This window comes from Gilvimarinus gilvus (assembly GCF_030518155.1).
In the GTDB taxonomy this organism is placed as follows: Bacteria; Pseudomonadota; Gammaproteobacteria; order Pseudomonadales; family Cellvibrionaceae; genus Gilvimarinus; species Gilvimarinus gilvus.
In genome coordinates, this window is sequence record NZ_JAULRU010000196.1 from 1 (window position 1) to 311 (window position 311).

Genomic DNA, 311 nt, shown 5'->3' on the forward strand with positions numbered 1-311 from the left:
TGATCTCGGTTACTGATACAGGTCATTTGTCCCTGAAGGAGGTAGCCTCACAAAACCCCATTACTGGAGGTGAAATTCGATCCTTCGATAATTCCTTTGGTTCCTTTTTTAGTAGAAATCTGAACCAACAAGGTTTCGGGACTGGCACTGTCATTGATCACAACGTCGATGAGCCAGAGTCAATACCGTCTCTGGAATACGTGGAATACCTGAAAGAAAATGACGAAAGGAGCCAGTTTGTTTTAGGGCTCGTTCAACGTTATGGTACTCAGGAACATACTCACGAATGCAAAACTCTGCTGGAAAAAGCT

The 311-nt window shown here is 43.7% G+C and carries 1 protein-coding gene; it reads left to right on the top strand.

The window, feature by feature from the left end:
- Positions 1-26: 26 nt before the first annotated feature.
- The coding region (locus QWI17_RS01610; RefSeq protein WP_302720741.1) for a hypothetical protein at positions 27-311 on the top strand (285 nt) is incomplete at its 3' end.